Raw genomic sequence first — 21,795 nt, forward strand, 5'->3', positions numbered from 1 at the left:
CAAATACTTAACCACAACGGGGATTGGCTCTTTCAGAGGGTCAATCCCCTCTTTTTTTGTCCCGCATCCGGTATCTTTTATCCGAATTTAAGGAACTCAGCCTGCGGGTAGCTACAAGATATCCAAGAGAATATGTTATTTTTGCGGATAGAACGATTTTAAAATCTCATTCGTATGAAAAATAATTATTTGAAGAAAGGTGCAGGGCTGCTACTTGCATCGGCCTTTCTGCTATCGGCTTGTGGCGGAAATGCACAAAAGAAACAAGAGAATGAAACTCAGCCTGCCCCGGTTACTGCTGCTGCATCGGGCGTACAAACCTTACAAGCCGGCAATGTAACAATAACATGGATACAAGACAACGCAGAAGACAAACTCATGCCTCGCAGCTTGTTCTCTGATGCTCCCGACAGCATCGTCAACCAACTTTCATTGCAAGCGGGCATTCCCTCCAGCGTAAGTACGTTCGTTATTAAGACGGACAGCCTGCGTATTTTATTCGATACCGGACTGGGAGCACCAGACAGCAGGCTTGCCGAAGGACTGGAATCAATAGGTATGACTCCCAATGATATTGACTGCCTATACCTCACCCATTTACACGGAGACCATATCGGCGGAATGCTGAAAGGCGACAGCATTGTGTTTCCCAACGCCGAGGTTTATGTTTCAAAAACGGAATATGATGCGTGGATGAACATGCCCGGACAACAGAAAGCACAAGCGATGCAGACGATGGAGAAGTATAAAAACCACCTTCACTTATTCGAGTTCGGAGATACCCTGCCCGGAAACGTAATCGCCATTGATGCAACCGGACACACACCCGGACATACGGCTTTTCAGGTGGGCAAGGTGCTTGTGGCGGGCGACTTAATGCACGGGGCGGCATTACAGAAGCCTCATCCCGAATACTGTGCCAACTATGATATGGATAAGAAAAAAGCCGCAGAAACGCGCGTACGCATCTTAAACTACGTACAGGAAAACAAGCTGGTTATGGCGGGAATGCACCTGCCCGCACCGGCTTTCTTACAACCCGAATAACTAACCTTCCGGACGTTATTCCTCTTATATAGGGATACTACATAGCAAGCTGTAATTCGGGTTATTATTTCGGTAATTTATCTACATGGATATAAGTTTTTCGGCTGTAATTTTGCATCATGAAAATATTGTAATAACACATCAAAATAACATTGCGTATGAAACTGATTAACTGTATGCGTATGGCGGTATGTTCACTGGCGATGCTGGTCGGAACAAGTTGCCTTCAGGCTAAAGACTCCGGAAAAGAAGAGGCTGACAAGGTAGCCAACCTTCCGAAAGTATATATGTATAAAGAGATTTCGGCAGACAATCTGGTGAAAATCTATAAGGCATTGGGCCGCGAGGCGAAAGGCAACGTAGCCGTAAAGCTGTCGACGGGTGAACCGGGCGGACACAATTTCCTTCAGCCCGAACTGATAAAGAATCTGGTACAGGAGGTGAACGGAACCATCGTGGAATGTAACACGGCGTATGCCGGCAAGCGTTCGAGTACGGAAGACCATCTGAAGGCTGCCGAAGACCACGGGTTTACCAAGATAGCCAAAGTAGTAATCATGGATGCCGAAGGAGAAGCATCGCTTCCGGTAACAGGAGGCAAGCACCTGAAGGAAGACTTTGTTGGGAAAGACTATTTGAATTATGATTTTACCATCATCCTGTCGCACTTCAAGGGGCACGCGATGGGTGGTTTCGGAGGAGCCATCAAAAACATGTCTATCGGTATTGCCTCATCCCACGGGAAAGCATGGATTCACTCGGCGGGGAAAACCAAGAATCCGGACGAAATGTGGGGCAACTTGCCGGAACAGGATGATTTCCTCGAATCGATGGCTGAGGCTGCGAAAGCGGTGGCAGACCATTGCGGCAACAATATTTTATATATAAGTGTGGCAAATAATCTGTCGGTCGACTGCGACTGTGATTCTTCGCCCGAAGATCCGAAGATGGGTGACATAGGTATTCTTGCTTCGCTCGACCCCGTTGCGCTCGACAGGGCTTGCACTGATTTGGTCCGCTCATCGAAAGACCACGGGAAAATCCACCTCATCGAACGCATCGACTCGCGCCACGGGATGCACACGCTCGACCATGCCGAGGCGTTGGGAATGGGCAGCCAAAAATATGAACTTATAACACTGGATTAAGACGAAAACCTATCCGATTCAATAACTTAACGTCAGCTTAATGGCGGATGATGTAGAGATTACATTATCCGCCATGTGATTTATAAAAAGGTTAAAAGGATGGGAAGGTTAGAATTTATAGCCCACGCCTATGCGGAACAGCAAGCGGCGGGGTTCTCTGTATTCTTGATTACGGCGAAGGAAGGAATACTTCACGTCTAATCCGTAGAACCAATGCTTATGGTTCAGCGTAACGCCAAGCTGAACACCCCCGTTGAAGCGGTCGCGTCCGCCGATGGAATAAGAATCGCGTTTGCCTTCGGTTACTTTCGATGTACCGGATGTCAGGTCAGACTCCACGTTTACATCTTTCATCACGCCAAACAGCTTGTAGTTGGCAAATACACCTCCCGACACGCGCAAATCGAACGGACAGAGGGGAATATTATAACCTACCTGCAAAGGAAGCTCCAAACTGTAAACGTCGTTAAAGCCTTTCACATCGCTTATGCTGATGCGGTGGCTTGTCCGTGTAAACAACAGTTGAGGCTGGAAATACCACTGTTCGCTCAATTTCACATCATACAGTCCGCCGAGGTAAAATCCGGGTCGTGCCCCGTCAAAGTCCGCCTTATCCGTACAACTGAAAGACCAACCCAATCCTCCTGTCACTCCCCAACGGTTTTGTGCCGCAACAGGAAAAACTGACAATACTGTCAAAACAAGAATCAATACTTTTTTCTTCATAACTACATTATTTTATTTTTAGGAATCTGTTTAAGTTTTCCGGTCTTATTAAAGTCGTAAAAATTCTATTCGAAAGACAGGCCTGTCCTATGGGTAGAACCGACCAACGCATCCGCAAGAAACAGGTTACGCTAACGGTTGCGTTTTCGGGTGCTTCCGAAGGTAAATTTTGCCTGCCATTGGTAAAAGTTTACGGGGACAAAAGTAGGACATTCGCAAGAGAACATAAAAAAAACGCTATAACATCATAAAGACGTATAGCGTTGATTATTAAGGAATAAGAGTTTACAACTATAACGAATAAGAGTTTTTATTGTTTCATCTTCTCTTTCAGACGATATTTCCGTTGGTTTATAGGTTGCGTATTAGAAAATCCCAAACACAAAGCAATAGAGAGAGAGTCAAGGTTAGTATGCGAAAGGCAAAGATAAAGTAAATCTTCATCTGTCAGCCGGGGATATTTCTCTTTCATGGAGCATATATAATCATCATATATTCTCCAAATAACATCGTACAAATGCGAACGTTCCGTCATTGTGAGGACTTTTCGCTCTTTCTCTTTACATTTCTGAGTTGACAATTTCTGTATTTTCGCATAAATGCTACTTTGCTCAAACAGCCAACTGCGCAAATTCAACTGCTCTTTTTCTAACTGACGAATCTTTTCTTCACGACTACCAACCTCTAAGTCTTTATCTCTTATCTGCATTTCCAACAAGGAAATAACAGATTGGTGTTCTTTTATTGCCTTTTGCAGAATACTTAACTTGAAAATTGCTGTTGGCATACCATCCCCCCAGTGAATTATACAGTAACAACCGGCAACGTGTCTCCTGCGGATAATCTTCCAAAACATCCAGTGCTTTCAATGCATTGGCTATGGCTTCCTGACGTTCACCCATTTCGCCTTGCAAACGGCTTTTATAGAGCAAGGCGAATGCCTTTTCAAGGTCGCTGTCGTCGTAATAGCCGATGGCAACGTTCAGCAACGAATCGCAGGGTAGTAAGGATTGTTCGCTTTTGTCGGTGGCTTTAGCCAACAAAATGGCATAGTAAGCGCAATGGGATTCCGGCATTTCGGATAAGTCCATGCGGCGCAATACGGTCAGTGCGCTGTCGGGACGGGTATCGACATAATCGGATACCTGACGGAGCATGAGCGGCAAAGGCTCGCTGTTCCGGCAAGAAAAGAGGGTGCTTACCAGCGTAAGCCACAGGGTGAAAACGGGTAACAAGGATTTCATATATACACAGGTTATCGAGAGTGAACGAAACACAGATTATGCGGAAACCGATTCGGCTCGCCGCATAATCCGTGTATCAATACAGTGAAACGAACAAGCGGAGGTTAATCTTCCATCAGCTTGCGGTAACGTACGCGCTTAGGCTCTACGTTGCCCATACGTTTCAGCTTGTTTGCTTCGTATTCGGTGTACGAACCCTCGAAGTAGAACACTTGGCTGTCTCCCTCGAAAGCAAGGATGTGGGTACAGATACGGTCGAGGAACCAACGGTCGTGACTGATTACCACGGCGCATCCGGCAAAGTCTTCCAAACCTTCTTCCAGTGCGCGCAGCGTGTTGACGTCGATGTCGTTGGTCGGCTCGTCGAGCAGCAATACGTTGCCTTCTTCCTTCAGTGCCATAGCCAAGTGGAGGCGGTTACGCTCACCGCCCGAAAGCATTCCGCACAGCTTTTCTTGGTCGGAACCGGAGAAGTTGAAGCGGCTAAGGTATGCGCGGGCATTCACATCGCGGTTTCCCATGCGCAGGATGTCGTTTCCGCCACTGATTACCTGATATACCGTTTTGTTCGGGTCTATGTCCTTATGTTGCTGGTCTACGTATGCCACCTTCACCGTCTCGCCTACTTCAAACTCGCCCTTGTCGGGAGTTTCGAGTCCCATAATCAGACGGAACAAGGTTGTTTTTCCTGCGCCGTTCGGACCTATCACACCCACAATGCCGTTGGGCGGAAGCATAAAGTTGAGGTCATCGAACAGCAGCTTGTCACCATACGCCTTCGCCACATGTTTCGCCTCGATAACCTTGTTACCCAAGCGCGGTCCGTTCGGAATAAAGATTTCAAGTTTTTCTTCTTTTTCCTTCACATCCTCGTTCAGCAACTTGTCGTAAGAGTTCAAACGTGCCTTACCTTTCGCCTGACGAGCCTTCGGAGCCATGCGTACCCACTCCAACTCGCGTTCCAGCGTTTTGCGTCGTTTGCTTGCCACTTTCTCTTCCATCTCCATGCGTTTGGTCTTCTGCTCCAGCCAGCTTGAGTAATTTCCTTTCCACGGAATACCTTCGCCGCGGTCAAGTTCCAGAATCCAGCCAGCCACATGGTCGAGGAAATAGCGGTCGTGAGTAACAGCGATTACCGTTCCTTCGTACTGCTGCAAGTGCTGCTCCAGCCAGTCGATGCTTTCGGCATCCAAATGGTTGGTCGGCTCATCGAGCAGCAACACGTCAGGCTTCTGAAGCAGCAAGCGGCACAAAGCCACACGGCGGCGTTCTCCACCCGACAGGTGTTTCACCAACTGGTCTTCGGGCGGACAGCGCAAAGCATCCATCGCACGCTCCAACTTGCTGTCGAGGTTCCACGCATCGGTAGCGTCGATAATGTCTTGCAGTTCGGCTTGGCGGGCAAAGAGCGCATCCATCTTCTCCGGGTCTTCATAATACTCCGGAAGTCCGAATTTGTTATTGATTTCCTCGTACTCGGCAAGCGTGTCCACTACTTGCTGTACGCCCTCCATCACAACTTCTTTTACCGTTTTCGTATCGTCAAGCTGCGGTTCCTGTGCCAGATAACCAACCGAATATCCCGGTGAGAATACCACCTCGCCCTGATAGCTGGTGTCTAACCCTGCAATAATTTTCATCAAGGTAGACTTACCCGAACCGTTCAGACCGATGATACCGATTTTCGCACCATAGAAGAAAGAAAGGTAGATGTCTTTCAATACTTGCTTGTTGTTCTGGAATGATTTGCTCACTCCAACCATTGAAAAGATAATTTTTTTGTCGTCTGCCATATTCTTATAATCATTTTTGAGGTTTCTATTCAGGTGACAAGGCGAGCCGGAAATTAATATTGTTCCGCCTCGTTCGGGAAGTCGCACGACTTGACATCTGCCACGTATTGTCCGATGGCATCGGTCATTACCGTGTGCAGGTCGGCATAACGGCGCAGGAATTTAGGACTGAAACCTTTCGTCATTCCCAGCATGTCGGCCACTACCAGCACTTGTCCGTCTACCGCTCCCCCGGCTCCGATACCGATTACCGGAATACTCAGTTCGCTTGTTACACGTTCCGCCAGTTTTGCGGGAATCTTTTCAAGTACCAGACCGAAACATCCTGCCTCTTCCAGCAAGTGAGCATCACGAATCAGCTTCTCCGCCTCGGCATCCTCTTTGGCACGCACGGTATAAGTTCCGTATTTATTGATAGACTGAGGCATCAGTCCCAAATGTCCCATTACCGGAATGCCCGCACCGATGATGCGACGGATGGCATCGATTACTTCTTCGCCCCCTTCCAGCTTGAGCGCATCGGCATGGGTTTCTTTCATCATGCGGATGGCGTTGCTTACCCCCTCATAGGGGTCTGCCTGATACGAACCGAAAGGCATGTCAATCACCACCAGCGCACGTTTGACACCGCGCATAACCGACTTGCCGTGATAAATCATCTGGTCTACCGTAATAGGAAGCGTAGTTACGTTTCCCGCCATTACGTTAGAAGCTGAGTCGCCTACCAGAATCACGTCCACTCCTGCCCCGTCTACTATCTGAGCCGTGGTATAGTCGTAAGAAGTAAGCATCGAAATCTTTTCTCCCCGCTGCTTCATCTCAAACAGACGGTGAGTTGTTACTTTACGGGTATCACCCGACAAATATCCTGCCATATCTTTGTTATTTATAGGTTAAAATACTGATTTATAGAATATAATCTTGTAAAACGATAATCATTAAAAGTGAGCCGATTTTACGCTAAAAACACATGCGGAAGAACGGACCATCCCATGCGGTAGCGTTAAGGAAAACAAGCCCAAGAACCTGATAGTTCATCCCGAAAGGTTTTTCAGCCTAAAAAAGTCCGGTTATCCGAGCAGCGCCATCATGTCGGCATACGTAAATGAAGTGAAATCGGGGATAACCAGCTGGCACTTGTCTTGGATGGCAGACTTCGGATTCGTGGTACTCAGTCCTACCACCGCCATGCCAGCCGCGTTTCCAGCCTCAAGCCCGTGAAAAGAATCCTCGAAAACCACACAGTTTCCGGGCACAGACCCAAACACCTCCGCCCCCAGCAAGAAGCAGTCGGGGGCAGGTTTCGAGCGGGTAAACATTTCTGCCGTCAGAATACGGTCTACCAACTCCTTCAGCTCCGGATGCTTGGCATACACATTCGCCATTTTCTTTTCATTCGAACTGGTAACAATCGCTATCTTTACCCCGTTAGCCCGCAGCTGGCGCATAAAGTCGACCACCCCCGGAACGTACTCATAGTTCATTTCGCTCTCATAGCGGTTCAAGTCCTCGGTAATCCGGGCTTGCTCTGTTTCCATTCCCTGAAAATATTTTCCGTAAATCTGAGCAAGTGTCTGCCCCTTTATCATTGCTCCGAAAGTTTTACATTCCGGATGGAATTTCTTTCCTACCTCATTCCAAAAAACCGTATACTGTGATTCAGTATCCATCACCACCCCGTCGAAATCGAAGAGGGCAACTATACATTTCGTGATGTCCATTCTTAAAATTTATTTTTAGTTTGATTTAACGGCACAAAGTTCCGAAATATCGCTGTATCTTCCTAACTTTGCACCTCAAAATTAATGAAAACTAATTTTATGAAAGAAAACAATCCCCATATTTTGGGCGAAGCCCCTATCGGCAAGCTACTGTTACAATATTCTATTCCCGCCATTATCGGCATGACACTGACCTCGCTTTATAACATTATCGACAGTATTTTTATCGGACACGGCGTAGGCGCACTCGCCATTTCAGGATTGGCCATCACCTTTCCGCTGATGAACCTGCTGATTGCTTTCTGTACGCTTGTGGGCGTAGGGGGAGCTACACTTTCGTCTATCCGTTTAGGACAGAAAGACACGCAGGGAGCAGAACATATTTTGGGGAATGTAACCATTCTCTGCATCATAAACGCGGTGTTTTATGGCGGAATAGCGTTTATTTTCTTGGATGACATTCTTTACTTTTTCGGCGCAAGCGATGCCACGCTGCCCTACGCACGCGACTTCATGCAGGTTATTTTGCTCGGAAGCCCTATTTCGTACGTGATGATCGGGCTGAACAACATCATGCGTGCTACCGGATATCCGAAAAAAGCGATGCTGTCTTCGATGCTTACCGTAGGGTGTAACATCATTCTTGCTCCGCTTTTCATCTTTGTTTTTGAATGGGGAATCCGGGGAGCTGCCCTCGCCACCATCGTATCGCAGTTTGTTGGCATGATATGGGTGCTTCATCATTTTTACAGTCCGCAAAGCTACATCCGCTTCAAACGTGCCAAAATGCGACTGAGAAAAACCATCATACTCAATATCTTCAGCATCGGGATGTCGCCTTTCGTAATGAATGTGTGTGCCTGCTGCATCGTTATCTTTATCAATAACCGCCTGTTAAACTATGGCGGCGACCTCGCTATCGGGGCTTTCGGTATCTTGAACCGTATCCAGATGCTATTCGTAATGATTGTAATGGGTATTACGATGGGTATGCAGCCCATTACAGGATACAACTACGGTGCACGCCATTATGACCGCGTACGCCACACACTGAAATTAGGCATTACCGCCGGAACGATTATCACCACCGCCGGATTTCTGGCAGGCGAACTGGTTCCGGGCGTATTCGTAGGCATGTTTACCGACAATCATGAACTGACCGACCAAGCCACGCTTGCGCTGCGCATCGGTGTTGCTGTCTTTCCCGTTATCGGTGCGCAAATCGTTATCACGCAGTTCTTCCAGTCTATCGGCAAGGCGGTAATATCCATTTTCCTGTCACTTTCGCGCCAGCTTTTATATCTGCTGCCGGGACTGGCTTTCCTGCCTTCGGTTTATGGCGTGAAAGGTGTGTGGCTCAGTATGCCGATATCCGACGCACTGGCGTTTATTACTGCCGTACTGATGCTGATTTATCACTTCAAGAAAATCCAAAAACAACCGTCCGTCAGCTGAACAGCAACATGATGTTCAGCACGGATACAATGGTAGCAATGGCGTAAAGTACGAATGAACTCCAGCGCGAGTTGGCGTATTGTCCCATCACGCGGCGCGAGGAAGTAAGCCCCACTTGCAGAAACACAGTAAACGGAAGCTGGATGCTTAACATCATCTGCGAGATAATCAGGCCCTGAAAGGGGTTTTCGATGAAAAGGATAAGCACCAGCGCCACACCCAATGACAGCAAGACACCTACCCGTGAGTGGATATCTTTGATGTGGTATGACTCGCTGAACATGCCGGCAAAGATGGAGCCTGCCGCCATGCCACTGGTTACGGTGGACGATATACCTGCCATCAGCAATGCCAGTGCGAAGATAACTCCCGCCTGACTGCCCAACAAGGGGTCGAGCAATGACTTTGCCTGCTGAAGTTCTTCTACCGGAGTGCGGTGAACGAAGAACGTGGCAGCAGCGAGCAATATCATCGCACTGTTGATTGCCCACCCTACTCCCATAGAAAACAACGTATCGTAAAACTCATACCTGAGCAGTTTCCGGATAGAAGCATCGTCTTGTTTGTTATATTCGCGGCTCTGTACCACTTCGGAATGAAGGAACAGATTATGGGGCATTACCACAGCTCCCAGTACGCTCATAATAATCAGCATACTGCCTTGTGGTATATCGGGCACTACCCATGAGCGTGCCGCCAATGACCAATCAATATCCACCAAGAAAAGTTCGTAGAGAAAAGACAGCCCGATAACCGAAACGAAGGCGATGATTCCACGCTCGATGCGCTTATAAGAGTTGGTAAAAAGCATGATTACTACCAGTATGGTGGTAAGTACGGCACCCCACGCAATCGGTATGTCAAGCAGCATCTCTAAGGCTATTGCCCCGCCCAATATCTCTGCCAACGAGGTAGAGATGGAGGCAAGTACCGCACTGCCCAATATAGGACGCGACACCCATCGGGGTGCATACCGGGTAGCGGCTTCGCTCAAACAGAGTCCGGTTACAATGCCCAAATGAGCCACGTTATGCTGTAATACGATAAGCATGACGGTAGATAGCGTTACCACCCACAGCAGGGTATAACCAAATTCCGAACCGGCTGCGAAGTTCGATGCCCAGTTTCCGGGATCGATGAACCCTACCGTAACCAACAATCCGGGACCTATGTATTTAAAAAAATCAAGACCACCCAAATAACGCTGGTGGTCTTTCCTTTTCAGTTCTTTAATGAAATTCCACATAACTACTGTTTTTTGTTTTTATACATAACATCATACGTCCACGCAAGGTTTACCCACAAAAATAAAAAAGCAGTTATATGATAAAGAAGTCTTCAAGCAAATTAATTCAGCAGCCCGTCCCAACCCACTGCCTGATACCACGATATGGAAGTGCGGTAATAATCTTCCCAACTACTTCTAACTCCGGTATATTCGGGGAAGAACATGCCTATGCCGCAGAAACGGTCGGCATCCACTTCGGGTAAATAGCTATACTTACCCGGAATGCAACTCTTCGCTATAACGGCTTGGTCTAATGCGGTTTGGATGGAAGCGGGAATCGTTCCGCCATTCAACTGTCTGAAGAAATCGCCTATATCGAAAGAGAAATATCGGTAGTCAGTTCTATCATTTACTCTTCCACCATATTGTTGTATGTTCTGATAATCAAGCGTAGAAATATCTGCGGCATGATTCTGAAGTTCGCCTGCCACAGCATCCGCCAAGTTATCCAAACGGCTGCAATCGATTGCCGTACATGTTCCCCAACCGTCTTGTTTATAAACACTTTGAAAATATTCTTTACAGTAGTCGGTAAACGCCGTACAAATACGCTGGTAATCCACGTCTGTATCCGACAAGTAATGGAACATCCGTTGGTAAGGGAATCCCCATGCAGGAGTTTCCATAACCGAAGCAATGCAATAGTCTACCACGTTACGCAGCTCGTAGGCGACTTCTACCGAACCCATCATACAGGCATCCAGCAAAATAAAGTCAAGGTTTCCTGAAGCGAAAGAATTGGTCAAGACGTCGCGCAGTTCGGGAATGTTGATGGAATATCCGTCATCATCGCCAAATGCACGTGACACGGTAGCAGATGCGGGCATCCATCCCGAAGCATGGGAACCGAATATCAAACCGTAGCTCTGGCTCGGAGCCGCCGTCTGCATATCCCTGAACACTTGCATCATCACTTCGGGGTCGGTAGCGTTATATCCCTCTGTTTCTATGTAGGTTTTCAGTACCGTAGCTTCGCCGAACACATCGCTGAACTCCTCCGTACTCAATGCCGTACGTCCGTTGATATGCCCTTTCCCGTCTGATATAAATTCCAAGATAGAAGGTTCGGTAAGCAACCCATCGTTTTGATTGGGACGATAATATACCAGCAACTTGCATGAATCAGAGTCTATCGCCATATTCTGATACATCCACAGAATATTTGTTTTCAAGTATCTGTCCAAATTGGTAGCCGAATTGTTCGCCACCAAGTAAGCCAGAATCGTACGCCCGCTGAAAGTAGCTTCCTCCTGTTCGGGGATTTCATTCGAACAAGAAGCAAGCATGGCTATCGCTACACATAAATATAACAACCGTTTCATAGGATATTAATATTCCGGTTTTTCAAAATGAAAGGCAGAATCCACATCACGGATAACCAACGTTCCGCCTTTCTGATATTTTTCTTTCAACTTCTTCATCTCTTTCTCTAACTTCGCTTTCTTGCGGTTGAAGAACATAAAGCAGGTACGGTTTTGCTCGCCTTGCTTTTGCTCTAAATAATCTTTCAACTGGTAGCTGTAAGAGGCGCGGCCTACCAGCATGTCTTTCTCATCGACCGCAGCGCTGTCGACAAACTGGATGTCGGTAAAAAACACCAGCGAATCGGCAAACGAAGCTGATACGCCCGCAAGGTAAACACCGTATTTATTTTTATCTTTCGGCTGTTTGCTGAACGCAGACACGGCAAAAGCCGCAGCAAACAAAAAACAAATAATCTTAGTATATCGCATAACTTTCAAATTTATAGGCTACAAAGATACGAACTTACGGATAAAAATCAAATTTGAGGCGGCTATTTTACTCTATTTTAATAAGAAACCAAAGGAGTTAGAAGGACTGAAAAACGCTACCCGAAGCGTAAGCAAGTTCTATGGGTAGAACCGGTCAACGCTACCGCATAAGATGAGTAACGCTACCCGAAGCGTTTTCGAGGTGTTTGCCACACCTCTTTTTCTCTTCATTTTCCGCGAAACAAAACAGCCTCAACTACCTGTCATACAGGCTGTCGGAGCCGGAACGTTCACTTTTTATATCTTCACTGCTTGCACAATCAAGATTTTCTTGATAACTTGCGTTTATTTTGAACGAACCCTCACAAAAACATAGTTTAGAAGCATGTCTGAAAGTAATTACATCTCGATTAAAGGAGCAAGGGTCAATAACCTGAAAAATATAAATGTAGATATTCCGCGAAACAAGTTGGTGGTTATCACCGGACTGTCCGGTTCGGGAAAATCATCGCTGGCGTTTGATACGCTTTACGCCGAAGGGCAACGCCGCTACGTGGAGAGCCTTTCGTCGTACGCACGCCAGTTCCTCGGACGAATGAGCAAGCCTGAATGTGATTTCATAAAAGGGATTCCGCCTGCCATCGCCATCGAACAAAAGGTTATCAGCCGGAACCCGCGCTCTACCGTGGGTACTTCGACGGAGATTTACGAGTATTTAAGATTACTTTTTGCCCGCGTAGGCAAGACGTTTTCGCCCATCAGCGGACAGTTGGTAAAGAAAGACAGCCCGGAGGACATCGTAAACTGTATGCTTTCGTACCCGAAGGGAACGCGATATACCGTACTGACGCCCATCGTTCCACGCGACGGACGCACGCCTGCCGAACAGATAGAAATGGACTTGAAGCAGGGATTTACCCGGCTGGAAGTAGACGGCGAGATAGTACGCATTGAAGATTATACGTATGACGAAGCGGACAAGGTGTATCTGCTGATTGACCGCATGAGCTGTGACGACAGCAAGGATGCGTTGAGCCGACTGACGGACTCTGCCGAGACTGCCATGTTCGAGGGCGACGGCATGTGTCTGCTGCGCTTCTACCAACCCGACGGCGAAAGCAGGCTACACGCCTTCAGCACGAAGTTTGAGGCAGACGGCATCAAGTTTGAAGAACCTACCGACCAGATGTTTTCTTTTAACTCGCCCGTAGGCGCCTGCCCCACGTGTGAGGGGTTCGGCAAGATTATCGGCATCGACGAGCATTTGGTTATCCCTAATCGCGCACTGAGCGTGTACGATGGGGCGGTACTCTGCTGGCGGGGTGAGAAAATGAGCGAATGGCTGAACGAGTTTCTGCGCGAGGCTCCGGCGCACGACTTCCCTATCTTTGCCCCTTACTATGAACTGACGCAGGCGCAGAAAGATTACCTGTGGCACGGACCGCGCGATAAAGTCTGCATCGACTCTTTCTTTAAGATGCTGGAAGAAAATCAGTATAAAATCCAATACCGTGTCATGCTGGCACGGTATCGGGGAAAAACTGTCTGCCCCGAATGTCACGGAAGTCGGTTGAAAAAAGAAGCGAACTACGTAAAAGTGGGTGGAAAAAACATTTCCGACTTGGTGGAAATGCCCGTTTATCAGCTGAAAGAGTTTTTCCGCACATTGAAATTAGACGCGCACGATACCGCCATCGCCCAACGCCTGCTGAACGAAATCAACAACCGTCTGGCGTTTTTGTCGGATGTGGGTTTGGGGTATCTTACACTGAACCGGCTGAGCAACACGCTTTCGGGCGGTGAAAGCCAGCGTATCAACCTCGCCACATCGTTGGGGAGCAGCCTCGTAGGTTCGCTTTACATCTTGGATGAACCCAGCATCGGACTACACAGCCGAGACACCGACCGACTTATAAAGGTATTACGCCAGTTGCAGCAGTTGGGAAATACGGTGGTGGTAGTGGAACACGACGAGGAGATTATCCGTGCGGCAGACTACATCATCGACATCGGACCGAAAGCCGGCAGGTTAGGAGGCGAAATCGTTTATCAAGGCGACATGAAAGACCTGAAGAAAGGCAGCAACAGTTATACGGTGAAATACCTGCTGGGAGAGGAAACCATCGACTGTCCGCCCAACCATCGTTCGTGGAACAATTACATCGAAATAAAAGGTGCAAGAGAAAATAACCTGAAAGGCATCGACGTGCGTTTCCCACTCAACGTCATGACCGTGGTAACGGGAGTGAGCGGTTCGGGAAAAAGTACGCTGGTGCGCGACATCTTCTATAAAGCCCTGAAACGCGAGTACAGCGAAGCAAGCGAACGTCCCGGAGAGTTTATTTCACTCGAAGGAGACATAAAGCAGGTGAGCGACATCGAGTTTGTAGACCAGAACCCGATCGGAAAATCGTCGCGAAGCAACCCCGTGACTTATGTCAAGGCATACGACGAAATACGCAAACTGTTTGCCGAACAGCCGCTTGCGAAACAGATGGGTTACTCTGCCGGCTACTTTTCGTTCAACACCGAAGGCGGACGCTGTGAGGAGTGTAAAGGCGAAGGAACGGTAACGGTAGAGATGCAGTTTATGGCAGACTTGGTATTGGAGTGTGAATCGTGTCACGGAAAACGCTTCAAGAGCGACACGCTTGAAATAAAGTTCGAAGGGAAAAGCATTTACGATATTCTGGAAATGACAGTCAACCAAGCCATCGAGTTTTTCACCGAACATAACCAGAGAAAGATAGTAAAAAAACTGCTCCCCTTGCAAAGCGTGGGATTAGGCTACATCAAGTTAGGGCAATCATCGTCTACACTTTCGGGCGGCGAAAACCAGCGTGTGAAATTGGCTTACTTCCTCAGCATAGAAAAAGCACAGCCCACCATCTTTGTTTTCGACGAGCCGACTACCGGACTTCACTTTCACGACATCAAGAAACTGTTGGAAGTATTCGACTCGCTGATAACCCGCGGACATACGATTATCATCATTGAGCATAACATGGACGTAATCAAATGTGCCGACTACGTTATTGACCTCGGTCCGGAAGGAGGAGACAAGGGTGGAAACTTGGTAGTTGCCGGAACACCGGAAGAAGTAGCACAGTGTGCCGCTTCTTATACCGGGCAATATCTGGCAGAAAAGCTCCATACACAGTCTCAAAACGCATAAACGGCATAAAAATAAATTCATGGACAAATCTTTAATAAAGACAAGTCCATGAATTTATCAAGAACCTGTTCCCGCCGAAACATACGGATGAAATCGTTTATCAGATGATTCCACGCTTCAATTCATCTGCCACTACCGCCATCATCCCTTCTACCTGACCTAACGCCAACATACGCCCGTGGAAGGAATAGCCGGCATTATAACCTTTGGTCTCATCGCCCAGCATCATCCTGCCGTGGTCTACACGCATTGGCAATCCCGGATTCTCTTTCTCGAAGATACGAATCAAATCTATCAGATGACCGCGCCCGCCGAGGTGGGTACTTTCAATAAAGTTGCCACCGGGCATGGCCTCTGTGCTGCGCAAATGAACGAAATGGGTACGTTTGGCAAATTTCCGTGCCAGCTCGCGCGTGTCGTTATGCTCGCCTGCACTCAGCGAACCTGCACAGAAGGTTAACCCGTTATGCGGATTATCTACCGCATTCAAGAACCATGCTATATCTTCTTCATCGGTTACTATGCGCGGCAATCCGAGTATCTGGAAAGGCGGATCGTCGGGATGGACGCATACATTTACCCCGTATTCTTCGCAAACCGGCATGATGGCAGCAAGGAAATAGCGCATGTTCTCGCGCAAGGTATCGCGGTCGATACCCTCATACAGTGCCAGCAACCGTTTAAAAATTGCCACCGGATTCTTATCTCCTTCCCGAATATTTCCGTTGACGAAGCCTTGCGTCTTTACGATTATCGAATCAATAAGTTCATCCTTTTCGGCTTCGGTAATCACTTTATCGAGTTCTGCCACTTTGCGGAGTTCTTCATCGGTATAGTCCTGTTCGGCATTCTTACGCTCCAGAATCTTCACATCGAAGTAAGCAAAGCGCACACGGTCGTAATACAACGAACTGGTTCCGTCTGCCCACGGATGTTGCAAATCGGTACGTACCCAGTCGATTACGGGCATAAAGTTATAACAGATCGTTTTTACCCCACACTTACCTAAGTTAGCCAAACTGATTTTATAGTTTTCTATCAACTGCTCCCGCTCTGCTCCGGCGTATTTGATTGCCTCACATACCGGAAGACTCTCTACCACTGACCAACGCAGACCGTATGACTCGATGTAGGTTTTCAGGTCGTTAATGGCTTCTTCTGTCCAGATATCCCCGTTAGGCACTTCGTGAAGAGCCGTTACAATACCCTCCACTCCGATCTGGCGCAGCATGGAAAGCGTTATTTTATCTTTCTTTCCAAACCATCTCCATGTTTTTTCCATCATTGCTGTTTCCTCCTTACATTATCTTCTTTTCATCATACCCCGCTGAATGCACTGAATCCACCGTCGATAGGCAACATCGCACCCGTTACAAAGCTGGCGGCATCGCTGCATAAGAACTGTACCGCGCCATTTAATTCGTTAATGTCTCCGAAACGCCCGAACGGTGTTTTTGCCAATACTTTCTTGCTGCGCTCAGTCAACGTTCCGTCGGGATTAATCAGCACACGACGGTTCTGGTCGCCAATAAAAAAGCCCGGCGCAATGGCATTAACCCGAACACCGTCGCCATATTTCAATGCCATTTCCGTAGCCAGCCACTTGGTAAAGTTTGCCACAGCAGTTTTAGCAGCCGAATATCCCGGCACACGGGTCAAGGCACTGTAAGCAGCCATTGATGAAACATTGACGATACAACCGCTTTTCTGCTGTGCCATAACCTTACCGAATACCATCGACGGATAAACCGTACCGTTCATATTCAGATTTGTTACTTTTTCCCAGCAAGCTATGTCCATATCGTAGAAATTTTGGTCGGGGTCGAGTGTAGCTCCCGGCATGTTTCCGCCCGCAATGTTCAGTAATATGTCGATTTTCCCCCATTTGGCAACCACTTCATCCGCCACCTTCTGAAGACTCGCAATGTCCAATACGTTTCCTACAATACCGATCACCTCATCGCCATATTGTTTCAACTCCGTCACACGCTTATCCAACTGCTCCTGACGGATATCGAGAGCAACTATTTTCGCTCCTTGCTGTATAAAGTGCTGGGCAATATTGCCCCCTAACACACCACCGGCTCCCGTAATTACGGCTACCTTACCGGCAATACTAAATAATTCATTCATAAGTTTTATCTTTAAACTATCATATTCTCTTTTCAGACAAAAATACACGTATTTTACAAACGGTAGTACGCTGATTTTTGCAAAAGATTTGCGTATTTTTGCAACATGAAGAAAATATTAAACGAACAAATAGCCGTCACCGATGCCAACCCGATACGCGCCCGCTTCTATTGCTACCCGCGTTTCACTTATCCGTGGCACTTCCACAGCGAATATGAACTGATGTATGTGGAATGCGGACACGGACAATGCTTGGTGGGAGACAACATCATTGACTTTCAAGAAGGCGACGTTATCTTGTTCGGTTCGGAACTCCCCCACTGTATGCAGAGCGCTCCGGAATATGGCACGGATGAACAACTCTACGTGAAAGGCGTAAACATCCAGTTCGAAAAAGACTTCATGCAATACTCTTTTTCCCACTACATCCAATTCACTTCCATACGCAACCTGCTGGAAGACGCTCATCGGGGAATCTCTTTTTCGTTACGCCAAGCCCCTCACACGGTAGAAATGCTCAACCTAATACCTCAGACACAGGGCGTAGACCAGATTGTTTTAATTCTGTCTCTCTTACAGGCATTGGCTTCATTTCCACAGAAACAATATGCAGCTTCACCTAATTATCTGCTCACGCCTTCTTTGTTTTCAAATAAAAAGATGGAGCGTGTCATTTCGTACCTCAACAAGCGGTACACACAGCCTGTCAGTTTAAACGAGATAGCCTCGTTCACTGCCATGAATCCGGCTGCTTTCTGTCGCTATTTCAAGGAACATACAGGGAAAACCTTCAAACAATACATCCTTGAAATGCGAATCGGATATGCCTGCAAGCTCTTGGCTGCCGACCGGCTGAATATCTCGCAAATCAGTTTAGAATGTGGATTTGAATCAATCACACCTTTTAATCGCAGTTTTAAGAAAATAACAGGGCTTACCCCTACTCAATATAAAGAAAAAGTAAATACCTTATAAATATATGGAATCTTTAGGAACACTTTACCAAAACTATACCGGATATGCCCCCGATGCGATAACACCGTTATCCGGAGCCGGTTCGAACCGAAAATATTTCAGGCTCACAGGCAAACGGACGCTCATCGGGGTATGTGGAACTTCAAAAGAAGAAAATCATGCTTTTATCTGCATGGCTAAACATTTCCGACAAAAAGGTATCCCCGTACCGGAAGTGTGTGCTGTATCTGCCGACGGGATGAATTACCTGCAAGAAGATTTAGGCGACACCCAGCTCTTCCAACTCATCAAAAGCAACGGACTGTGTGACTACACAAAACTGTTATTAAGACAAACCATCCGTCTGTTACCCCGTATTCAGTTCGAAGGTGCCGAAGGAATGGATTTCAGTGTATGTTATCCGCAAGCTGCATTCGACCGCCGCTGTGTTTTTTGGGATTTGAATTACTTTAAATATTGTTTTCTGAAGCCGTCGGGGGTAGAGTTTCAGGAAAGTCTGCTGGAAGATGACTTTGAACGTATGGCAAACATCTTGCTTACCGCTCCGGCAAATACATTTATGTATCGCGACTTTCAGAGTAGGAATGTAATGATAAAAGATGGGAAACCTTACTTTATCGACTTTCAAGGAGGACGCAAAGGGAGTTTTTATTACGACGTTGCTTCTTTTCTTTGGCAAGCAAAAGCAAATTTTCCGGACAGCCTGCGTCAAGAGTTAATCGGAGAATACCGAGAGGCACTTCAAGCATTTTACAGAGTGGATGAGGCTGACTTTTCAAATACGTTGCGCCATTTTGTCTTATTCCGTACCTTGCAAGTACTCGGTGCTTACGGATTTCGGGGAAATTTTGAGAAAAAGGCGCATTTTATAGAAAGTATTCCGTATGCTCTCGCTAATCTGAACGTGCTGCTGGATGAGGGATTCGGCGAATATCCTTATCTCTGCAAGGTATTGCGGAAACTTTGTGAAGTTGGAAACGTGGAAGCGAAATCCCAACCTTCCGCTGATGTTTCGCAACCTAAATCGCTTACGGTCACAGTCATGAGCTTTTCATATAGGAAAGGAATCCCGGCAGACGAGAGTGGAAACGGTGGAGGATATGTATTCGACTGCCGGGCGATACATAATCCCGGACGATATGATGCGTACAAACAACTAACCGGACGTGATGCCGCTGTTATCGGTTTCTTGGAAAACGATGGGGAAATTCTCCGATTTCTGGAACATGCAGACGCACTGGTGGATATGCATGTGGCGCGTTATCTGGAGCGCGGCTTTACTCACCTGTCTGTATACTTCGGATGCACAGGCGGACAACACCGTTCCGTGTATGCGGCTCAGCATGTAGCCGAACATCTTAACCGTAAATTCGGGGTGAGAATACATTTGATTCACCGGGAACAAAACATCGAACAAACATTTGAAGCCCTATGAAAGCCATGATATTTGCCGCCGGATTAGGAACGCGGCTGAAACCTTTGACTGATCATACGCCCAAAGCATTGGTTCCGGTCAACGGACGCCCCATGTTGGAACACGTTATCTTGAAACTCAAAGCGGCAGGATGTACCGAGGCGGTGGTGAACGTTCATCACTTCGGACAACAAATTATTGATTTCTTACATGCTAACCAGAACTTCGGTATCACAATTCATATCAGCGACGAACGCAATGAGTTGCTCGATACGGGCGGAGGAATCAAAAAAGCATCTTCTTTCTTTTCGGGAACAGCTCCTTTTTTGGTTCATAATGTAGACATACTTTCGGATGTCGATTTAAAAGCTTTGTATGATTTTCACCTGCAAAGCGGAAACGATGCCACCTTGTTGGTGAGTCCGCGCGAAACCTCCCGCTATTTATTGTTCGATACAAACATTCGTCTGTGCGGATGGCTGAACAAGCTGACCGGACAAACCAAACCTGCCGGCTTCATATACCGCCATGATATATATAATGAATATGCTTTCAGCGGCATACACGTGGTTTCGCCTTCGCTTTTCCGCTATATGGATAACCAGTGGGAAGGTAAGTTTCCCATCATGGATTTCTATCTGCAAACTTGCAAAGAAGCCCGGATTGGCGGATACCTTGCCACCGGCCTGCAACTGATTGACATCGGCAAGCCCGACACTTTGGCGCAAGCGGCGGCTTTCCTGAAACGGATGTCGTGAATGACAGAATGTCGGCTGGTTAAGGCTCTCTATTTTTAAATACTGCAAAAAGGGTTAACTTTCGAAAACGTAACACAGGCGTGGACTTATTTTTGTAAGCCGTTTAGCGAGCCCTGAAAAAAGTGGGGCTAATTACTAACTAAACTAAACTGATTATGAAAGAAGGCTACATTGGTATTTTAACATCCGGAGGAGATGCTTCGGGGATGAATGCTACAATTCGTGCCATTACCCGCAGCGCCATTTGCAACGGTTACAAGGTGAAAGGTATCTACCGGGGATATGAGGGACTGATTAACGATGAAATACGCGAACTTACCACTGAGGATGTAAGCAATATCATTCAGCGTGGAGGTACTATCCTGAAAACAGCGCGCTCTAAAGATTTTGAAACGGCTGAAGGACGGGAAAAAGCGTACGAAGTAATGCAAAAAGAAAAAATACATACCTTATTCATCATCGGAGGAGACGGTTCACTGACGGGGGCAAGAATCTTTGCACAAGAATACGATGTTCCGTGCATCGGACTGCCGGGAACCATCGACAACGATTTGTGGGGTACAGACTTGACCATCGGCTACGATACGGCGCTTAACACAATCGTGGAATGTGTGGATAAGATTCGTGACACGGCTACCTCGCACGAACGGATTTTCTTCGTGGAAGTTATGGGACGGGATGCCGGATTTCTGGCTCAAAACAGTGCCATCGCTTCAGGGGCGGAAGCTGCAATCATACCGGAAGACCAGACGGATACCGACCAACTGGAAGAGTTCATCAAACGTGGATTCCGAAAGACCAAGAACAGCAGTATTGTCATCGTAACAGAAAGCCCCACGGGAAAGGGAGCAAACTATTACGCTGAACGTGTCAAGAAAGAATATCCGCAATACGATGTTAGGGTTACAATATTAGGACATCTGCAACGGGGTGGATCGCCCAGCGCAGGCGACCGCATCTTGGCAAGCAGATTGGGATGTGCCGCTATTCAGGCGATGATGGAAGGGCAACGGAACGTCATGATAGGCATACGAAACGACAAAGTGGTTTATGTTCCTTTTGCCGAAGCCATAAAAAAGAATAAACCCATCGACAAAAGTCTGATTACGGTTCTGAACGAGTTGTCTATCTGATTTCTTATCGCTTACAGATAACAAACAACACGGATTGTGTGGAACAAGTTAC

General features: G+C 47.2%; 19 protein-coding genes. 8 read left to right on the forward strand and 11 right to left on the reverse strand.

The features are described from left to right. Nucleotides 1-174: 174 nt before the first annotated feature. Together H9626_RS04270 and H9626_RS04275 are read left to right on the forward strand one after the other, a co-directional pair. Nucleotides 175-1,047 (forward strand): MBL fold metallo-hydrolase, encoded by an 873-nt coding sequence (locus H9626_RS04270; RefSeq protein ID WP_191709668.1) that lies wholly within the window; start codon nucleotides 175-177, stop codon nucleotides 1,045-1,047. 158 nt (nucleotides 1,048-1,205) lie between these two features. Continuing rightward, nucleotides 1,206-2,195 carry a DUF362 domain-containing protein gene (locus H9626_RS04275; protein ID WP_191709669.1) on the forward strand — a complete coding sequence of 330 codons (990 nt, stop codon included), beginning with the start codon at nucleotides 1,206-1,208 and terminating at the stop codon, nucleotides 2,193-2,195. A 108-nt stretch (nucleotides 2,196-2,303) separates the two neighbouring features. On the opposite strand, the gene H9626_RS04280 is transcribed toward H9626_RS04275, so the two are convergent. The 6 genes from H9626_RS04280 to H9626_RS04305 form a co-directional block, all read right to left on the reverse strand. Beyond that, on the reverse strand, nucleotides 2,304-2,921 hold the full coding sequence (locus H9626_RS04280; RefSeq protein WP_191709670.1) for an outer membrane beta-barrel protein: 618 nt from the start codon (nucleotides 2,919-2,921) through the stop codon (nucleotides 2,304-2,306). 310 nt (nucleotides 2,922-3,231) lie between these two features. Continuing rightward, complete coding sequence (locus H9626_RS04285) at nucleotides 3,232-3,630, reverse strand: hypothetical protein (RefSeq protein ID WP_178257380.1); 399 nt, start codon at nucleotides 3,628-3,630, stop codon at nucleotides 3,232-3,234. After that, a complete protein-coding gene (locus tag H9626_RS04290) occupies nucleotides 3,614-4,165 on the reverse strand; it encodes a hypothetical protein (protein WP_178257381.1) in 552 nt (183 codons plus the stop codon). Before H9626_RS04290 ends, H9626_RS04285 begins: the two co-directional genes overlap by 17 nt. 104 nt (nucleotides 4,166-4,269) lie before the next feature. After that, nucleotides 4,270-5,958, reverse strand: coding sequence for an energy-dependent translational throttle protein EttA (gene ettA, locus H9626_RS04295; protein WP_178257382.1), 1,689 nt, complete (start codon nucleotides 5,956-5,958; stop codon nucleotides 4,270-4,272). Between the two features lie 53 nt (nucleotides 5,959-6,011). Next, a complete protein-coding gene (panB, locus tag H9626_RS04300) occupies nucleotides 6,012-6,833 on the reverse strand; it encodes a 3-methyl-2-oxobutanoate hydroxymethyltransferase (RefSeq protein WP_178257383.1) in 822 nt (273 codons plus the stop codon). A 195-nt stretch (nucleotides 6,834-7,028) separates the two neighbouring features. Further along, nucleotides 7,029-7,679, reverse strand: coding sequence for an HAD family hydrolase (locus H9626_RS04305; RefSeq protein WP_191709671.1), 651 nt, complete (start codon nucleotides 7,677-7,679; stop codon nucleotides 7,029-7,031). Between the two features lie 99 nt (nucleotides 7,680-7,778). On the opposite strand from H9626_RS04305, the gene H9626_RS04310 reads away from it, so the two are divergent. Continuing rightward, nucleotides 7,779-9,134 carry an MATE family efflux transporter gene (locus H9626_RS04310; protein WP_191709865.1) on the forward strand — a complete coding sequence of 452 codons (1,356 nt, stop codon included), beginning with the start codon at nucleotides 7,779-7,781 and terminating at the stop codon, nucleotides 9,132-9,134. On the opposite strand, the gene H9626_RS04315 is transcribed toward H9626_RS04310, so the two are convergent. From H9626_RS04315 to H9626_RS04325, 3 genes are all read right to left on the reverse strand, one after another. After that, complete coding sequence (locus H9626_RS04315; protein WP_191709672.1) at nucleotides 9,127-10,380, reverse strand: Nramp family divalent metal transporter; 1,254 nt, start codon at nucleotides 10,378-10,380, stop codon at nucleotides 9,127-9,129. The two genes, H9626_RS04310 and H9626_RS04315, sit on opposite strands and share 8 nt — an antisense overlap. A 101-nt stretch (nucleotides 10,381-10,481) precedes the next feature. Next, nucleotides 10,482-11,744, reverse strand: coding sequence for a clostripain-related cysteine peptidase (locus H9626_RS04320; protein WP_191709673.1), 1,263 nt, complete (start codon nucleotides 11,742-11,744; stop codon nucleotides 10,482-10,484). A 6-nt stretch (nucleotides 11,745-11,750) separates the two neighbouring features. Beyond that, on the reverse strand, nucleotides 11,751-12,155 hold the full coding sequence (locus H9626_RS04325) for a hypothetical protein (RefSeq protein WP_178257163.1): 405 nt from the start codon (nucleotides 12,153-12,155) through the stop codon (nucleotides 11,751-11,753). 385 nt (nucleotides 12,156-12,540) lie between these two features. Here H9626_RS04325 and uvrA point away from each other — a divergent pair, with 385 nt between their 5' ends. Continuing rightward, the gene (gene uvrA, locus H9626_RS04330; protein ID WP_191709674.1) at nucleotides 12,541-15,330 is read left to right on the forward strand and encodes an excinuclease ABC subunit UvrA; all 2,790 of its coding nucleotides are present in this window, start codon (nucleotides 12,541-12,543) and stop codon (nucleotides 15,328-15,330) included. A 100-nt stretch (nucleotides 15,331-15,430) separates the two neighbouring features. Here uvrA and uxuA read toward each other — a convergent pair whose 3' ends face one another. Together uxuA and H9626_RS04340 are read right to left on the reverse strand one after the other, a co-directional pair. Further along, nucleotides 15,431-16,615: a mannonate dehydratase gene (gene uxuA / locus H9626_RS04335; protein ID WP_191709675.1), complete on the reverse strand. Its 1,185-nt coding sequence runs from the start codon at nucleotides 16,613-16,615 to the stop codon at nucleotides 15,431-15,433. 32 nt (nucleotides 16,616-16,647) lie between these two features. Continuing rightward, complete coding sequence (locus tag H9626_RS04340) at nucleotides 16,648-17,463, reverse strand: SDR family oxidoreductase (RefSeq protein ID WP_178257160.1); 816 nt, start codon at nucleotides 17,461-17,463, stop codon at nucleotides 16,648-16,650. Between the two features lie 105 nt (nucleotides 17,464-17,568). Between H9626_RS04340 and H9626_RS04345 the strand changes: the two genes are divergently transcribed. The 4 genes from H9626_RS04345 to pfkA all read left to right on the forward strand — a co-directional run bounded on the left by H9626_RS04345 (nucleotide 17,569) and on the right by pfkA (nucleotide 21,743). Beyond that, nucleotides 17,569-18,438 (forward strand): AraC family transcriptional regulator, encoded by an 870-nt coding sequence (locus H9626_RS04345; RefSeq protein ID WP_191709676.1) that lies wholly within the window; start codon nucleotides 17,569-17,571, stop codon nucleotides 18,436-18,438. A 4-nt stretch (nucleotides 18,439-18,442) separates the two neighbouring features. Then, nucleotides 18,443-19,873, forward strand: a complete 1,431-nt coding sequence (locus H9626_RS04350; protein WP_191709677.1) for a RapZ C-terminal domain-containing protein — start codon at nucleotides 18,443-18,445, stop codon at nucleotides 19,871-19,873. Beyond that, nucleotides 19,870-20,610: a nucleotidyltransferase family protein gene (locus tag H9626_RS04355; protein ID WP_191709678.1), complete on the forward strand. Its 741-nt coding sequence runs from the start codon at nucleotides 19,870-19,872 to the stop codon at nucleotides 20,608-20,610. Before H9626_RS04350 ends, H9626_RS04355 begins: the two co-directional genes overlap by 4 nt. Nucleotides 20,611-20,765: 155 nt before the next feature. Continuing rightward, nucleotides 20,766-21,743 carry a 6-phosphofructokinase gene (pfkA, locus tag H9626_RS04360; protein ID WP_191709679.1) on the forward strand — a complete coding sequence of 326 codons (978 nt, stop codon included), beginning with the start codon at nucleotides 20,766-20,768 and terminating at the stop codon, nucleotides 21,741-21,743. Nucleotides 21,744-21,795 lie beyond the last annotated feature (52 nt).

The organism is Phocaeicola faecium, assembly GCF_014837055.1.
Classification (GTDB): domain Bacteria; phylum Bacteroidota; class Bacteroidia; order Bacteroidales; family Bacteroidaceae; genus Phocaeicola; species Phocaeicola gallinarum.

What these genes read in the sequence shown, in the direction of transcription:
- H9626_RS04270 (WP_191709668.1), top strand. Translation starts at nt 175, where the DNA reads ATGAAAAATAATTATTTGAAGAAAGGTGCAGGGCTGCTACTTGCATCG.
- H9626_RS04275 (WP_191709669.1), top strand. Translation starts at nt 1,206, where the DNA reads ATGAAACTGATTAACTGTATGCGTATGGCGGTATGTTCACTGGCGATG.
- H9626_RS04280 (WP_191709670.1), bottom strand. Translation starts at nt 2,921, where the DNA reads ATGAAGAAAAAAGTATTGATTCTTGTTTTGACAGTATTGTCAGTTTTT.
- H9626_RS04285 (WP_178257380.1), bottom strand. Translation starts at nt 3,630, where the DNA reads ATGCAGATAAGAGATAAAGACTTAGAGGTTGGTAGTCGTGAAGAAAAG.
- H9626_RS04290 (WP_178257381.1), bottom strand. Translation starts at nt 4,165, where the DNA reads ATGAAATCCTTGTTACCCGTTTTCACCCTGTGGCTTACGCTGGTAAGC.
- ettA (WP_178257382.1), bottom strand. Translation starts at nt 5,958, where the DNA reads ATGGCAGACGACAAAAAAATTATCTTTTCAATGGTTGGAGTGAGCAAA.
- panB (WP_178257383.1), bottom strand. Translation starts at nt 6,833, where the DNA reads ATGGCAGGATATTTGTCGGGTGATACCCGTAAAGTAACAACTCACCGT.
- H9626_RS04305 (WP_191709671.1), bottom strand. Translation starts at nt 7,679, where the DNA reads ATGGACATCACGAAATGTATAGTTGCCCTCTTCGATTTCGACGGGGTG.
- H9626_RS04310 (WP_191709865.1), top strand. Translation starts at nt 7,779, where the DNA reads ATGAAAGAAAACAATCCCCATATTTTGGGCGAAGCCCCTATCGGCAAG.
- H9626_RS04315 (WP_191709672.1), bottom strand. Translation starts at nt 10,380, where the DNA reads ATGTGGAATTTCATTAAAGAACTGAAAAGGAAAGACCACCAGCGTTAT.
- H9626_RS04320 (WP_191709673.1), bottom strand. Translation starts at nt 11,744, where the DNA reads ATGAAACGGTTGTTATATTTATGTGTAGCGATAGCCATGCTTGCTTCT.
- H9626_RS04325 (WP_178257163.1), bottom strand. Translation starts at nt 12,155, where the DNA reads ATGCGATATACTAAGATTATTTGTTTTTTGTTTGCTGCGGCTTTTGCC.
- uvrA (WP_191709674.1), top strand. Translation starts at nt 12,541, where the DNA reads ATGTCTGAAAGTAATTACATCTCGATTAAAGGAGCAAGGGTCAATAAC.
- uxuA (WP_191709675.1), bottom strand. Translation starts at nt 16,615, where the DNA reads ATGATGGAAAAAACATGGAGATGGTTTGGAAAGAAAGATAAAATAACG.
- H9626_RS04340 (WP_178257160.1), bottom strand. Translation starts at nt 17,463, where the DNA reads ATGAATGAATTATTTAGTATTGCCGGTAAGGTAGCCGTAATTACGGGA.
- H9626_RS04345 (WP_191709676.1), top strand. Translation starts at nt 17,569, where the DNA reads ATGAAGAAAATATTAAACGAACAAATAGCCGTCACCGATGCCAACCCG.
- H9626_RS04350 (WP_191709677.1), top strand. Translation starts at nt 18,443, where the DNA reads ATGGAATCTTTAGGAACACTTTACCAAAACTATACCGGATATGCCCCC.
- H9626_RS04355 (WP_191709678.1), top strand. Translation starts at nt 19,870, where the DNA reads ATGAAAGCCATGATATTTGCCGCCGGATTAGGAACGCGGCTGAAACCT.
- pfkA (WP_191709679.1), top strand. Translation starts at nt 20,766, where the DNA reads ATGAAAGAAGGCTACATTGGTATTTTAACATCCGGAGGAGATGCTTCG.